Source organism: Micromonospora aridisoli, assembly GCF_056150025.1.
This window is the reverse complement of record NZ_JAXCFK010000011.1, coordinates 91,353-103,987: the sequence shown is the minus strand read 5'-3', so window position 1 is coordinate 103,987 and position 12,635 is coordinate 91,353. Positions and strand designations below refer to the sequence as shown.

The 12,635-nt window shown below is 70.8% G+C and carries 15 protein-coding genes; 7 read left to right on the top strand and 8 right to left on the bottom strand.

What is annotated here, in order from left to right; genetic code table 11:
* Nucleotides 1-25 precede the first annotated feature (25 nt).
* Nucleotides 26-1,015 carry an N-acetylglucosamine kinase gene (locus SM447_RS22540; protein ID WP_474574829.1) on the bottom strand — a complete coding sequence of 330 codons (990 nt, stop codon included), beginning with the start codon at nucleotides 1,013-1,015 and terminating at the stop codon, nucleotides 26-28.
* Nucleotides 1,016-1,204: 189 nt separating this feature from the next.
* Between SM447_RS22540 and SM447_RS22535 the strand changes: the two genes are divergently transcribed.
* From SM447_RS22535 to SM447_RS22515, 5 genes are read left to right on the top strand one after another with little or no spacing between them, the layout of a single operon-like run.
* Nucleotides 1,205-2,167 (top strand): MurR/RpiR family transcriptional regulator, encoded by a 963-nt coding sequence (locus SM447_RS22535; RefSeq protein ID WP_474574828.1) that lies wholly within the window; start codon nucleotides 1,205-1,207, stop codon nucleotides 2,165-2,167.
* A complete protein-coding gene (locus SM447_RS22530; RefSeq protein ID WP_474574827.1) occupies nucleotides 2,164-2,913 on the top strand; it encodes a sugar isomerase domain-containing protein in 750 nt (249 codons plus the stop codon). The genes SM447_RS22535 and SM447_RS22530 overlap by 4 nt, the downstream gene beginning before the upstream one ends.
* A gap of 26 nt (nucleotides 2,914-2,939) precedes the next feature.
* Nucleotides 2,940-4,343, top strand: coding sequence for an N-acetylglucosamine/diacetylchitobiose ABC transporter substrate-binding protein (gene ngcE, locus SM447_RS22525; protein ID WP_474574826.1), 1,404 nt, complete (start codon nucleotides 2,940-2,942; stop codon nucleotides 4,341-4,343).
* Nucleotides 4,344-4,366: 23 nt separating this feature from the next.
* Entirely contained in the window at nucleotides 4,367-5,308 is a 942-nt protein-coding gene (locus tag SM447_RS22520) for a carbohydrate ABC transporter permease (RefSeq protein WP_474574825.1), read from the top strand.
* Between the two features lie 13 nt (nucleotides 5,309-5,321).
* Nucleotides 5,322-6,284 (top strand): carbohydrate ABC transporter permease, encoded by a 963-nt coding sequence (locus tag SM447_RS22515; protein ID WP_474574936.1) that lies wholly within the window; start codon nucleotides 5,322-5,324, stop codon nucleotides 6,282-6,284.
* Between the two features lie 60 nt (nucleotides 6,285-6,344).
* On the opposite strand, the gene SM447_RS22510 is transcribed toward SM447_RS22515, so the two are convergent.
* A complete protein-coding gene (locus SM447_RS22510; protein WP_474574824.1) occupies nucleotides 6,345-7,043 on the bottom strand; it encodes an ArsR/SmtB family transcription factor in 699 nt (232 codons plus the stop codon).
* A gap of 64 nt (nucleotides 7,044-7,107) precedes the next feature.
* On the opposite strand from SM447_RS22510, the gene SM447_RS22505 reads away from it, so the two are divergent.
* Entirely contained in the window at nucleotides 7,108-7,770 is a 663-nt protein-coding gene (locus SM447_RS22505) for a hypothetical protein (RefSeq protein WP_474574823.1), read from the top strand.
* Nucleotides 7,767-8,555, top strand: coding sequence for an isocitrate lyase/PEP mutase family protein (locus tag SM447_RS22500; RefSeq protein WP_474574822.1), 789 nt, complete (start codon nucleotides 7,767-7,769; stop codon nucleotides 8,553-8,555). The genes SM447_RS22505 and SM447_RS22500 overlap by 4 nt, the downstream gene beginning before the upstream one ends.
* Nucleotides 8,556-8,731: 176 nt before the next feature.
* Here the strand turns inward: SM447_RS22500 and SM447_RS22495 are convergent, their stop codons facing one another.
* The 6 genes from SM447_RS22495 to SM447_RS22470 form a co-directional block, all read right to left on the bottom strand.
* A complete protein-coding gene (locus SM447_RS22495; RefSeq protein WP_474574821.1) occupies nucleotides 8,732-9,106 on the bottom strand; it encodes a YciI family protein in 375 nt (124 codons plus the stop codon).
* Nucleotides 9,107-9,220: 114 nt separating this feature from the next.
* Entirely contained in the window at nucleotides 9,221-9,628 is a 408-nt protein-coding gene (locus SM447_RS22490) for a VOC family protein (protein ID WP_474574820.1), read from the bottom strand.
* Nucleotides 9,585-10,394: an arsenate reductase/protein-tyrosine-phosphatase family protein gene (locus SM447_RS22485; protein WP_474574819.1), complete on the bottom strand. Its 810-nt coding sequence runs from the start codon at nucleotides 10,392-10,394 to the stop codon at nucleotides 9,585-9,587. Before SM447_RS22485 ends, SM447_RS22490 begins: the two co-directional genes overlap by 44 nt.
* A gap of 107 nt (nucleotides 10,395-10,501) precedes the next feature.
* A complete protein-coding gene (locus tag SM447_RS22480) occupies nucleotides 10,502-10,894 on the bottom strand; it encodes a YybH family protein (protein ID WP_474574818.1) in 393 nt (130 codons plus the stop codon).
* Between the two features lie 84 nt (nucleotides 10,895-10,978).
* Nucleotides 10,979-11,863 carry a fructosamine kinase family protein gene (locus SM447_RS22475; protein ID WP_474574817.1) on the bottom strand — a complete coding sequence of 295 codons (885 nt, stop codon included), beginning with the start codon at nucleotides 11,861-11,863 and terminating at the stop codon, nucleotides 10,979-10,981.
* Nucleotides 11,864-11,938: 75 nt separating this feature from the next.
* Entirely contained in the window at nucleotides 11,939-12,577 is a 639-nt protein-coding gene (locus SM447_RS22470; protein ID WP_474574816.1) for a class I SAM-dependent DNA methyltransferase, read from the bottom strand.
* Nucleotides 12,578-12,635: the final 58 nt, after the last annotated feature.

Below are 12,635 nucleotides of genomic sequence, written 5' to 3'. Positions count from 1 at the left end.
CCGATCGATGGCCGGGTGGGCGTGGTCAGGGTGTCGCCGGGAGCAGCCGGGCGTGCAGGGCGGCGGGATCGGTGACCTCGGGCAGGGTGCGGGCGGCGAGCCAGGCCGCGGCGGCGGCACCGTCCCCGGCGGTACGCAGCGGTGCCTGCGGCCAGCGTCGCCGCGCCTCCACGCGGACCGCGGCGGCCAGCGGGGTCTCGCCGGTCAGCAGGCCGCCACCGAGCACCAGGACGCTGACGTCCCCGCGGGGACGGATCCGGGCGACCGTGGTGGCCAGGTCGGCGGCGGCCTCGTTGACCAGGGCGGTGCCCGTCGGGTCGGCGGCGACGGCGGCGTCGACCACCAGCGGGGCGAGTCGGGCCAGTTCCACCGGCGGCCGGTGGGCGACGGCCTGCACGAGCGCGTCGACGGTGTCGCGGGGACGGGACGCCACCTGGCGGGAACCGGTCAGTTCGGCGAGGATCCGCCGACCGAGGTCGCCCGGGTCGTCGCCGGCGTCGAGGGCGGCGAGCAGCCGGCGTACCGCCTGCTGGCCGAGCCAGTAGCCGGATCCGGCGTCGCCGAGCAGCCAGCCGTGCCCGTCGGCGACGCCGTCCAGCCTCAGGTCGCGTATCCGGGCGGCGATCGCTCCGGTGCCGGCGACGAGGACGGTGCCCACCCGGTCGGCGGTTGCCGAGGCGTAGGCGACCAGGGCGTCACCGTGCACCGCGTACGGGCAGCGCAGCCCGGCGTCCCGCCACGCGTCGTCGAAGGCGGCGCGGGCGGCCGGGTCGGCGCGCAGCCGTCCGGCCCCGGCCAGCCCGATCGAGGCGGCTCGGATCCGGGTGGGGTCGACGTCGGCGAGTGCCTGTCGCAGGGCCGTCCGGAGTGCGCCGGCCGCCCGCGTGGCACCGTGGCTGGTGGGGTTGCCGCCGCCGGCCCGACCGGCCCCGAGCCGCTCGCCGTCGAGCGTCACCGCGACGGCCCGGGTGGTCGTACCACCGATGTCGAGGCCGACCACGACGGTGCCGGGCATCTGCCCACCTCCTCGGTCGAGCTTGCGTTCATGCTGGTCGCGGCGGCGGTAGCAGGCAAGGGAGGGGTACGGCCGCGGTCTGTGCGCCAGGTAACAGTTTGAAAACTTCGCCCACGGTCTTGACATGGAGGGGCCTTCAGTAAGAACTTTTACCACTAACAGTTAACAGTCTTTTTTGAAAGGCGTCCCATGGTTGATCACGAGGCGGACACCTCTGCGGGCACCGCGGTGGCCGACGCCGATGGGGTTGACCGGCGGGGCGCCCCGGGCGTCGCCTCCGACGGGATCCTGGCCCGGGTCCGCACCGGCGCCGACGAACTGACCGGCGCGCTGCGCCGGGTCGCCGAGCACGTGCTCAGCGACCCGGAGGCGGCGGCCCGGGCGACCATCGTTGAGCTGGCCGAACGCAGCGGCACCTCGCCGGCCACGGTCACCCGGTTCTGCCGGGCGATGGGCTTCGACGGCTACGCCGACCTGCGGCTGGGTATCGCCGCCGAGACGGGACGGGCCCGCTCAGCCGGCTGGACCGTGGACATCGGACGCGAGATCCAGCCCGGCGACCCGCTGGAACGGGTGCTGGAGCAGATCATCGCCGCCGACACCCGGGCCATGCACGACACCGCCGCGCTGCTCGACCTCACCGAGGTCGAGCGGGCCGCCGTGGCCATCGCCGGCGCCGAGCGGGTGAACATCTTCGGCGCCAGCGGCAGCGCCTTGGTCGGCGAGGAGATGCAGTTCAGCCTGCACCGCATCGGGGTGGCCGCGTGGGCCTGGAACGACGTGCACTCCGGGCTCGCCTCCGCCGCGCTGCTGCGACCCGGTGACGTCGCGCTGGGCATCTCGCACAGTGGACAGACCCGCGAGGCCATCGAGATGCTCGCCGAGGGCGGCAGCCGGGGGGCCACCACCATCGCGTTGACCGGATTCCGCCGGTCGCCGCTGGCCGAGCTGGCCGACATCGTGCTGCTCACCGCCAGCCAGGCCACCACCTTCCGGCCGGACGCGCTGTCCGCCCGGCACCCGCAACTGGTCGTCCTCGACCTGCTCTACATCGCCGTCGCCCAGCGCACCCACGACCGTGCCCACGCGGCCTTCCGGCGTACCGCCCAGGCCGTCGACGGGCACAAGGCCGCGAGGGGAGCCAACGCATGATCAGCGCCCAGGGGTACGCGCAGGCGGTCCGGCCGGTCCTCGACCGGATCGTCGACCGGGAGTCCGAGCCGCTGGGCCGGGCCGCCGACCTGATCGCCGCCAGCCTGCGCGACGGCGGGGTGCTCCAGGCGTTTGGCGCCGGGCACTCGGAGGCGTTCGCCGCCGAACTGGTCGCCCGGGCCGGCGGACTGGTCCCCACCAACCGGATCTCCCTGCACGACCTGGTGCTGCACGGTGACGCCCCGCGTGACGTGCTCGCCGACCCGAAGCTGGAACGCGATCCGGCCGTCGCGCACCAGCTCTACGCGATCGCCGCACCGCAGCCACGGGACGTGTTCGTGGTGGCGTCCCAGTCCGGCATCAACGGTTCGGTGGTCGAACTGGCCCTGCTGGCCACCGGGCGCGGTCACCCGTTGATCGCGGTCACCTCGGTCGAGCACACCGGGCGGGTCGCCCCACGGCACCCGTCCGGCCGGCGGCTCGTCGATCTCGCCGACGTCGTGCTGGACAACGGCGCGCCGTACGGCGACGCACTGCTGCCGCTCGAGGGCGGCGGCGCGGTCTGTGCGGTCTCCTCGGTCACCTCGGCGCTGCTGGCGCAGCTGCTGACCGCGGAGGTCGTACGACGGTTCCACCAGGCGGGGGAGGTACCCCCTATCTACCTCTCCGCCAACGTCCCCGGCGGGGACGAGCACAACCTCGCCCTCGAGTCGCGGTACGCCGGGCGCCTCCGGCGAACCGCCTGACCCGACACCACAAGGAGAGTCACACGATGTCCCTTTCCCCCGATCTCAACCGCCGGACCCTGCTGCGCCGCGCGGCGGCCGCGGGCCTCCTGGTGACCCCGGCCGCCGGTCTGCTCAGCGCCTGTGCCGGCAGCACGCCGAGCCAGAACAACGACAACGCCGGGGAGAAGAGCAACGACAACCCCTTCGGTGTGCAGGACGGCAGCGCCGTGAAGGTGGTCATCTTCAACGGTGGGCTGGGTGACGCCTGGGCGAAGGAGGACCAGGCGATCTTCAACGCGAAGCACCCCAACGTCACCGTGAACATGAGCTCCACCCAGAAGATCAAGACCGAAGAGCAGCCCAAGATGGCGACGCAGCCCAGCGACGTCGTGATGAACTCGGGCGCCGACATGATGGACATCAGCACCCTGGTCAACGAGGGTGCCATCGAGCCGCTGGACGACCTGCTCACGGCACCGGCCTGGGACAGCGAGGGCACGGTCGGCGACACCCTGCTGCCGGGCACCGTCGGCGACGGCACCTACCAGGGCAAGTTCTTCGTGGTGAACGTGGCCTACACGGTCTGGGGCAACTGGTACAACGACGCCCTGTTCAGCAAGGAGGGTTGGGCGCCGCCGAAGACCTTCGACGACTTCTTCGCCCTCGCGCCGAAGATCAAGGCCAAGGGCATGGCCCCGTACGTGTACGACGCCGTGCACGGCTACTACCCGCGCTGGGCGTTGATGGCGACCGTCTGGAAGTCCGCCGGCAAGCAGGCCGTCATCGACATCGACAACCTCAAGGAGAACGCCTGGCGGGCCGAGGGCATCCTGCCGGCCCTGGAGGCGTGGGAGAAGCTGGTCAAGGACAAGCTGCTGCTGCCGGGCAAGCTCGACCACACCCAGTCCCAGCAGGCGTGGCTCGACGGCAAGGCCGCCTTCATCCAGGTCGGTACCTGGCTGAAGAACGAGATGGCGGCCACCATCCCGCCGGGCTTCGAGATGAAGATCTCCGACTACTGGGGTCTGGGCGCCACCGACAAGGCACCCAACGACGTCTACGCCGGTGCCGGTGAGGGCATCGTGGTTCCGGCCAAGGCGCCGAACAAGGCGGCGGCCAAGGAGTTCCTGCGGGCGGTGCTCTCCAAGGCCGGTTCGGCGAAGTTCGCCGAGCTGACCAAGTCCCTGGCGTCGACCAAGGGCTCCGGCGACAACGTTCAGGACGCCGCCCTGGCCAGCGCCAACGAGCTGATGAAGAACGCCGGTTCGGACCTGATCTCGATCAAGCTCTGGAACTTCTACGCCGACCTGGACAAGGAGAGCCAGAACCTGTCCGCCGAGCTGATGGCCGGCCGGCTGACCGCCGCGCAGTTCGTCGACAAGATGCAGGCCGCCGCCGACAAGGTCGCCAAGGACTCGTCCATCACCAAGCAGACCCGCGACGCCTGATCCGAACGGAAAGAGTGAGTCCCATGCGGCACGGTGTTGGTCGTTTCGTCACGGGTTTCCTGGCCCTGCCGGTCGGGCTGTACCTCTTCTACGTGGTGTGGCCCTTCCTGCAGGCCGCCGGGTACTCGCTGACCGACTGGGGAGGCTACTCCGACAGGCAGCAGTTCGTCGGGCTGGACAACTACATCCGGCTCTTCTCCGACGAACTGATCAGGAAGGCGTTCTGGCACAACGTGTTCTTCCTGATCACCGTGCCGCTGTTCACCATCGCGCTGGCCCTGTTCCTCGCGTTCCTGCTCAACGTGGGCGGACGCGAGGACAGGGCCGGCATCCGGGGCGTCTTCGGCTCCGGGTTCTACAAGGTGATCTTCTTCTTCCCGCAGGTGCTCTCCCTGGTCGTCATCGCGGTGATGTGGCAGCAGATCTACCGCGCCGACGGGCAGGGTCTGATCAACGGCCTGCTGATCAAGATCGGGCTGGTCGACGGCGACGACCCGATCACCTTCATGCACGACCCGGAGCCCTTCCTCGGCGTACCGGCGGTGCTGTGGTGGCTGCTGCTGATCGCGGTCTGGAGCGGCGCCGGCTTCTACATGGTGCTGTTCTCCGCCGCCATGCAGTCGATCCCGAAGGACGTCTACGAGGCGGCCATCCTCGACGGTGCCGGCCGCTTCCACACCTTCTTCCGGATCACCCTGCCGCTGCTGCGGGACACCGTCTCGGTGGCCTGGGTCTACCTGGGCTTCATCGCGCTGGACATGTACGCCCTGGTCTTCGTCATGACGCCCAGCCAGGGCGGCCCGAACCACGCCAGTGAGATCTTCGCGTCGGTGCTGAACTTCACCGCCTTCCAGAAGGGCCAGTTCGGCTACGCCTGCGCGATGGGCGTGGCGCTGGCGATCTTCACGATCCTGCTGGCCGCTCTCCAGCTGAGGATCACCCGTCGTGAGCGGATCGAGTACTGAGGAGACCTGGACGATGAGCACGGTGACCCACACCCCGGGTGGCCTGGCCGGCCCCGACCAGACTCCACCACCGACCCGTACGCCGGCACCGCGCGCCGCCGTCGGCGGCGGCCGGGCCGGGGCACGATTCTTCAACGGCTTCTCCCACCTGTTCCTCGCCGTCTGGGCGATCATGGTGGTCTACCCGCTGCTGTGGGTGGTGATGTCGGCGCTCAAGACCGACGCGGAGGTCATCCGCAAGCCGCTGTCCCTGATCCCCGAGCGGTTGCAGTGGGACAACTTCGCCCGGGCCTGGACCGAGGGGCACATCGGGTCGTTCTTCTTCAACACCATCCTGGTGTTGACCGGCAGCGTCTTCCTCACCATGCTGCTCGGCTCGATGGCCGCCTACGTGCTCGCCCGCTACGACTTCCCCGGCAACCGGCTGATCTACTACATGTTCCTGTCGGGGTTGACCCTGCCGATCTACCTCGCCGCGGTGCCGCTGTTCAAGGGCGTCTACAACACCGGTGTGGTGCTGCCGTTCCTCGGCCCGAACAGCCACATCATGCTGATCCTGGTCTACGTGGCCTGGTCGCTGTCGTTCACCGTCTTCTTCATGCACTCGTTCTTCCGTACCCTGCCCAACGCGATCGCCGAGGCGGGCATGGTCGACGGCGCGTCGCACAGCCGACTGTTCTTCAGCGTGATGCTGCCGATGGCCAGGCCCGGCCTGATCAGCATCGGCATCTTCAACGTCCTGGGCCAGTGGAACCAGTGGTACCTGCCGACCCTGCTCATGCAGTCGGTGGCCGGCGAGCCGAAGAACCAGGTCATCTCCCAGGGCCTGATCGAGCTGTCGGTCAACCAGGGCTACCGTTCCGACTGGTCCGGCCTGTTCGCCGGGGTCACCATGGCGATGCTGCCGGTGCTCATCGTCTACATCGTCTTCCAGCGTCAGGTGCAGTCCGGCCTCACCGCCGGGGTCGGCAAGTAAGAGAGACCGACAGTAGGGCAGTGCAGGCGAGGCGGGTCCTGGCCGAGGATGGCAAGGCAGTCAGTCGAGGGTGTCGAGGCCCAGGTGGTCGTGGAGCGCGGATCGTCCGGCGGGGGTGAGGCGTACGGCGCGGCCGGAGCCGATCCGCGCCACCCACCCGTTGCTGAGAAAGGCCTCGCACAGTTTCGCCCCGGCCAGCCCGCCGAGGTGCTCCCGCCGTTCGGTCCAGTCGAGGCAGCCGCGGACCAGCGGCCGTCGGCCCGGTCGCGGCTGCGCCGGATCCCAGCCGAGCAGGTCGGTCAACCAGGTCCGGCCGGCCGGGGTGAGGGCGAAGCCGCCGCTGCGGTCCAGCAGCCCGCGCCCGGTCATCGCGTCGGTCACTGCCACGCCGAGCCGCCCGGCGAGGTGGTCGTAGCAGGTGCGACCCCGCCGTAGGGCCGTGCTGGCGGCAACCGCCCGCAGGCTGCCCGTCGGGGCCGGAGCCGGCTCGATCCGGGCCGACAGGTCTTCCAGCAGTTGCGCCACCGAGGCGTCGGCGAGCTGCACGTACCGGTGCCGGCCCTGACGCCGTTCGACGAGCAGACCGCCCTCGACGAGGCGATTCAGGTGCCCGGTCGCGGTGGAGGGTGCGACTTCCGCGTGCCTGGCGAGTTCGCTCGCGGTCCACGCCCGGCCGTCGAGCAGCGCGAGGCAGATCGCCGCCCGCGTCTCGTCGGCCAGCAGCGCCGCGAGCGCGGCGAGGTCGGTCGCACAGGTCACCCACCCATTGTCGGGCGCGACAGTTCGGCGCGTACCGAAGGATCGCGGTCGTAGCGTTCTCCGCATGCAGGAGATCCACGGTCGCGAGGCGGCCCTCGCCGTGTTGACCGACCCGAACTTCGTGGTACCGGCCGTGGCGTCCGCGTCGGCCGGGATCGGCTGGCTGCGGGCGACCGTCGGCCGGTTCAGCGAGGGCGCCGAACACGCACGACGCCGCGCGCTGTCCGTCGCGATCCTGGACGCGATCCCGCCGGACTCGCTGCGCCACGACGGCTCGGCGCATCCCGTGGCGGTGCTGGCCCGCCGACTGGGTGTGACCGAACCCGTGGTGGAGCTGGTCCGTGACGTGGCACAGGCGTACCAGCCGGGCACCGGCGACGACGCGCGGGCCTCTGCTGCGGTGGACCGGCTGGTCACCATCTTCGGCGGCGCTTTCGACGAGCCCACCGCGGCCCGCATCGGCGTGCTCGTGCAGGCGTGCGACGCCACGGTGGCCCTGATCGACCGGGCCCGGCACCGGCGCGTCGACGACGTGCTGCGCGACGATCCGCCCGTGCCGGCGACCAGGCGGCAGGCACTGGTCACCACCACCGTGGCCGGCGTGACCGTCCAGGCCGGCGAGGTGGTCGGGGTGCGTCTCGCCGGTGAGCTGGCGTTCGGCGCGGGACCCCGGCGTTGCCCCGGACGGGCCCACGCCCTCGCGCTGGTGGCGGGAGCACGCCCATGAACAGCTTCGCGGCACTGCACCGCGCCGGTGACCCGCTGATCCTGCCGAACGCGTGGGACGTCGCGTCGGCCCGGTTCCTGGTCGAGGCCGGCTTTGCCGCGCTCGGTACCACCAGTCTCGGCGTCGCGGCCAGCAACGGCCTGCCCGACGGCGTGGCCGCCACCGAAGGCGCGACGGTGGCACTCGTCCGCCGACTGGCGTCGTTGCCCGCGCACCTCACCGCCGACATCGAGACCGGTTCCGTCGCCGGGGCGGTGGCGGTGGCCGAGGCCGGCGCGGTGGGCGTCAACCTGGAGGACGGCATGGGCCCGGCACCGGAGCACGCGGCGCTGATCCGGGCGGTGAAACGGGAGGTGCCCGACCTGTTCGTCAACGCCCGCACCGACACGCACTGGCAGCGCCCGGGCGACCTTGCCGAAGCGGTCGCCCGGGTCCGACGCTACGCGGACGCCGGCGCGGACGGGGTGTTCGTCCCCGGTCTGGCCGAGCCGGCAGACATCGCGGCGGTCGTGGCGGCGGTCGACGTGCCCGTCAACATCCTGTTCCTGCCGGACCGGCACACCGTCACCGCCCTGGCCGAGCTGGGTGTGCGGCGGATCAGCACCGGCTCCCTGCTGTTCCGGGCGGCTCTGGCCGCCATCGTGGACACCGCGACAGCGGTCCGCGACGGGCGCCCCGTCCGCTCCGGCCTCCCGTCGTACGCTCGGGTGAACGCGGGAGCTGGTGAGAGCGTCGCCCGGGACGCCGATTCCGCTGCTGCCGAGGGTGCTCCTAGGCTGAGTTGATGATCGATGGCCGCCGCGCTCGCGCTGACCGTGGTGAGCGCGTGCTGCGTCTTCCTCAACCTGGCTACGGTGTGTCGCTGACGTGCTGCGTCCGTCGAGCCCGGCGTGCCTGGCAGGTCACGACAGCGGGGCGATCTCCGATTGTCGAGTCCTGTCGCCACGTCGCCGTCGGGACCTCACCATCGCCTGCTGGCCGCGCGGAGCATCGCTTCGGTCTCCGGATCGGGCATGATTTCCCGGACCTCCTGCGCACAGCGGCAACTGGCTGCGATCTTGGCGGCCCACCCCAGCGCCTCCTCGCGGGAGGCCACGTCGACGACCACGAACCCGCCGATGACCTCCTTGGTCTCCGGGTAGGGGCCATCGGTGACCAGCCCGTCCGGGGCCACGATGCTCGCCTGCTGGCGTTCGAGTCCCGTGCCGTACACGAACACTCCGGCGTTGACGGCCTCCTGGATCACCGCGTGCGCGGCCTTACCGACGTCGGGCATCTCCTCGGCCGGGATGTGGTCCATCGCGCCGTCGTTGAACGAGATCAGGTACCGGGCCATCCGATGACTCCCTTCTTCCGGCGGCCCCGCTGGCCGCCTGTCACCTGTTCTACGAACGACCCGCCCCGGATCCGACGACGCTGCGCCAGAAAGATTGTCGGCGGGCGGCCTGACTCAGGGCGTAGTGGGTGCGGGTGTGGTGGGACCGGCGGGTTGGAACAGTTCGATCAGGTTGTCGGCGGGGTCGGTGAGCAGGATCTGCCGTCCGCCCGGCCCGCTGACCACATCGCCGTGGAACGACACCCCGGTACGGCGCAGCCGGTCGACCTCGGCATCCAGGTCATCGACGACGAGGTGGATGCGGTTGCGTCCGGCGGTGGCGGAGTCGGTGGGAGTGGCGCGGGCGCCGGAGCTGGTTGGTCCGGACAGCAGCAGACGGAGTGGGCCGCGCACGACGTCGGCGAAGGCGGGTGCCGCGCTGGTGTTGAGGGTGAACCCGAGACGGGTGGTGTAGAAGTCGACGGCGGCTTGGACGTCGTCAACGAGGTATCGGACGCTCGCGTACCTCTCGGGTGCTGTCATGGCGGATCTCCTCTGTGGGTGGGGCGGCGGTGAGCAGGGGCAGCAGGTGTCGGACGCGGGTGTCGATGTCGGTGGCGGCACGTTGGAAGGCGGAGTAGTCGGCGGTGGTCGTGGGATCGGGGACGCTCCAGTGCACCCGCCGAGGCTCGTGCGCGAAGTCGGGACAGACCTCACGGGCCTTGTCGCACAAGGTGATGACGTAGTCGTACCGGTGGTGGCTGACCGAATCGAGGTGCCGGGGCCGCCGCCCGGTGACGTCGACACCGAAGCTGTCCCGCAGCACCCGTACGGCGTGGGGGTGCAGGTCCGGCTTGGGTCGGGTGCCGGCACTGAGGACCTTGACCCGGCCGCCCGTGTGATGGTGCAGCAGAGCCTCGGCGATCGGTGAGCGGGCGCTGTTGCCGGTGCACACGAACAGCACCCCGAGATCCGGTGAACACCTCAGGTCGACGGGGGAGCGGGTGGTTTCCCGGCGCAGCGCGGGGTGCAGGGCCGTTGCCGTGTCGGCGAGCGCCCGGTGGCAGGCGTCCAGGTCGAGGTGGTAGTAGCTGTCCCGGCCGTCGAAGCTGCTGCGCGAGGTGACGACCAGCCCTCCGTCGCGCAGCAGTCGTAGGTGGTAGGAGACCAGGTTCTGCGGCTCGCCCACCTTGGCCACGAGTTCCCGGACGCGGAAGTCGCCGACCGCGAGCTCGGTCAACAGCCGCCAGCGCACCGGATGGGCGGCCAGGTGCAGGAACGACGGGGTCGTAGGGCTCGACGAAGCCATACACAGACCTTACATCAAATGCATTTGATTGATCCCCGGTTTGTGGGCCGAAGCTCGTCGATCATCCGGGTGGGCGGCCGGGTACCGCAGTAGGTGGCCGAGCCGGGTCAGCTTCCAGGTGGCGGCGAGACGCCCGACTGTTCCGGCCAGAAGGGCCACTCCTCGAAGGAACGACAGCGCCCGTCCTCGGCGAAGCGCATGATCCACAGGTCGCGGTACTCCTGGCGGACGGGGTCGCCGTACCGGACCTCGATTCGCGCCACCGCGGTGTCGCCCTCGATCGCGACGACTTCGCTGGTCATCTGGAACACCTCGTCGGGGCCGTCCCGCTCGTCCTCCCACATCCGGGCTATGGCCGGCAAGCCGGTCACCGGCTCCCGGTACGGCCCCTGCCGGTAGCTCGCCTCAGCGGTGAAGATGCTGGCCAGTGCCTGTGTTCCCGGCGTCCGCCACGCGCGCTCGTACGCCGCGATCCAGGCGAGCAGATCGTCCCTGTCCATACCTGTCAGCTTGTCATCCGACGACGTGATCCACGCCGGTATCCGGACAGCGGTGGCCGCCGGCAGCACCGTGCGCACACTGATTCACCGCACCCGCTTCCGGAACGGGGCAAGGGTGGCCCGGATCAGCTCCGTCGCGCCCCAGTCCTCGTCGAACTGCGCCAGCACGGCGAGGTGCTGTCGCAGCTGGACGATCGGCATGCGGGACTGCCAGCCGCTGTCGAGGGTGGTCAGCTCCGCGTAGACCGCGAAGAACCGCTGTGCCTCGGGTGGGGGCGCGGTCGACCACACGTGGGCGAGATCGACCTCGGCCCACATGTAGGACACGGCGGGGTCGATCAGCGCGGGCTGCCCGTCCGTCGTGGCCAGGACGTTCTGTGCCCACAGGTCGCCGTGGGTCAGGCAGGCCGGCCGGGCCGGCAGCAGGTCGGGCAACCGGTGACACAGCCGCTCCAGCGCAGCCCGGTCTTCGGGGTCGAGCGCCGCGTCGACGCGGGGCTCCCCGAGCCAGCGAAGCAGCCGATGCTGTGCGAAGAACGCGAAGCCGTCGTCGTTCCAGGTGTTGATCTGCCGGCGGCGACCCAGCCAGTTGTCACGGTGCCAGCCGAAGCGGGGATGGGTGGTGCCCAGGTGCAGCCGGGCGAGCGCGTGCGCGCACTTCTCCCAGAAGGTCTCGCTGTGCGGCCTCGGCCGCAGCACCGACAGCACGAGCAGGTCCCGGTCCGCCAGGATTACCTCGGGGGTCGCCAGGCCGCCGAGGTCGCGCAGGGCGGCCAGGCCTTCGGCCTCCGCGACGAAGACGTCGTCGGCCGGAACATCGGCGAGTGCCTTGACGAACAGCGGCGGCGCGTCCCGGCGGGTGGCTATGCCGGCGAGGGCGGCGACCCCACCCGTCGCCGGCTCCACCGTGACGACATCACGCATCCCGACCCGGTGCAGACGCTCCAACAGGGACGTCGACTGCGTCATGATGGGCTCCTTCGTCCACGTCGTGTTCATGCCAGGTCTTGGTAGGTGCCTGCCCGGTCACGGCGCAGGCCCACCTCACCGGTGGGCGAAGACGAACCCGCCCTGCACTCCCGGCTCCGGACGGTGCGTCAGTTCGGCCTCGACGGTGAAGCCGGCGGCATCCAGCCACGCCGCGACCCGGTCCGGTGGCCGCCGGTACACGTGGACGTTCATCGGGAGGCCGCCGTAACCCTCTGTCTTGAGCCGGCTGCCGTCGCCGTTGTGGAATCCGAGCAGCACGACTCCGCCCGGTCGCAGCACCCGGTGGAACTCGGAGAGGACCGTGGGGATCTCGTCGTCGGGGACGTGGATCAGGGAGAACCAGGCGAGCAGGCCGGTCAGCGAACCGTCGGGCAGTTCGAGGCTCGTCATCGTGCCGACCTCGAAACGGAGGCCGGGATGGTCCCGCCGGGCCACGTCGATCATCGTGGGTGACAGGTCGATGCCGAACGCGTCCAGGCCGAGGCTGTCGAGGTGGGCGGTGATCCGGCCGGGGCCGCAGCCGACATCGGCGACCGGCCCGTTGCCCTGGGCGCGGACCAGTTCGGCGAAGAGCGCGAGGATGCCCCGTTGGAACGGCTCCCGAGCGAGAGCGTCGCGGAGCAGGTCGGCGTAGTTGACCGCCACCGTGTCGTAGGAGGTCCGGGTGTCGTCGAGCCAACCGGGAACAGGCATGCGCCGCACAATAGCCCCGACTCGCCACGGCCCGTCGTGCTGCGCGACCGGCTGCTGC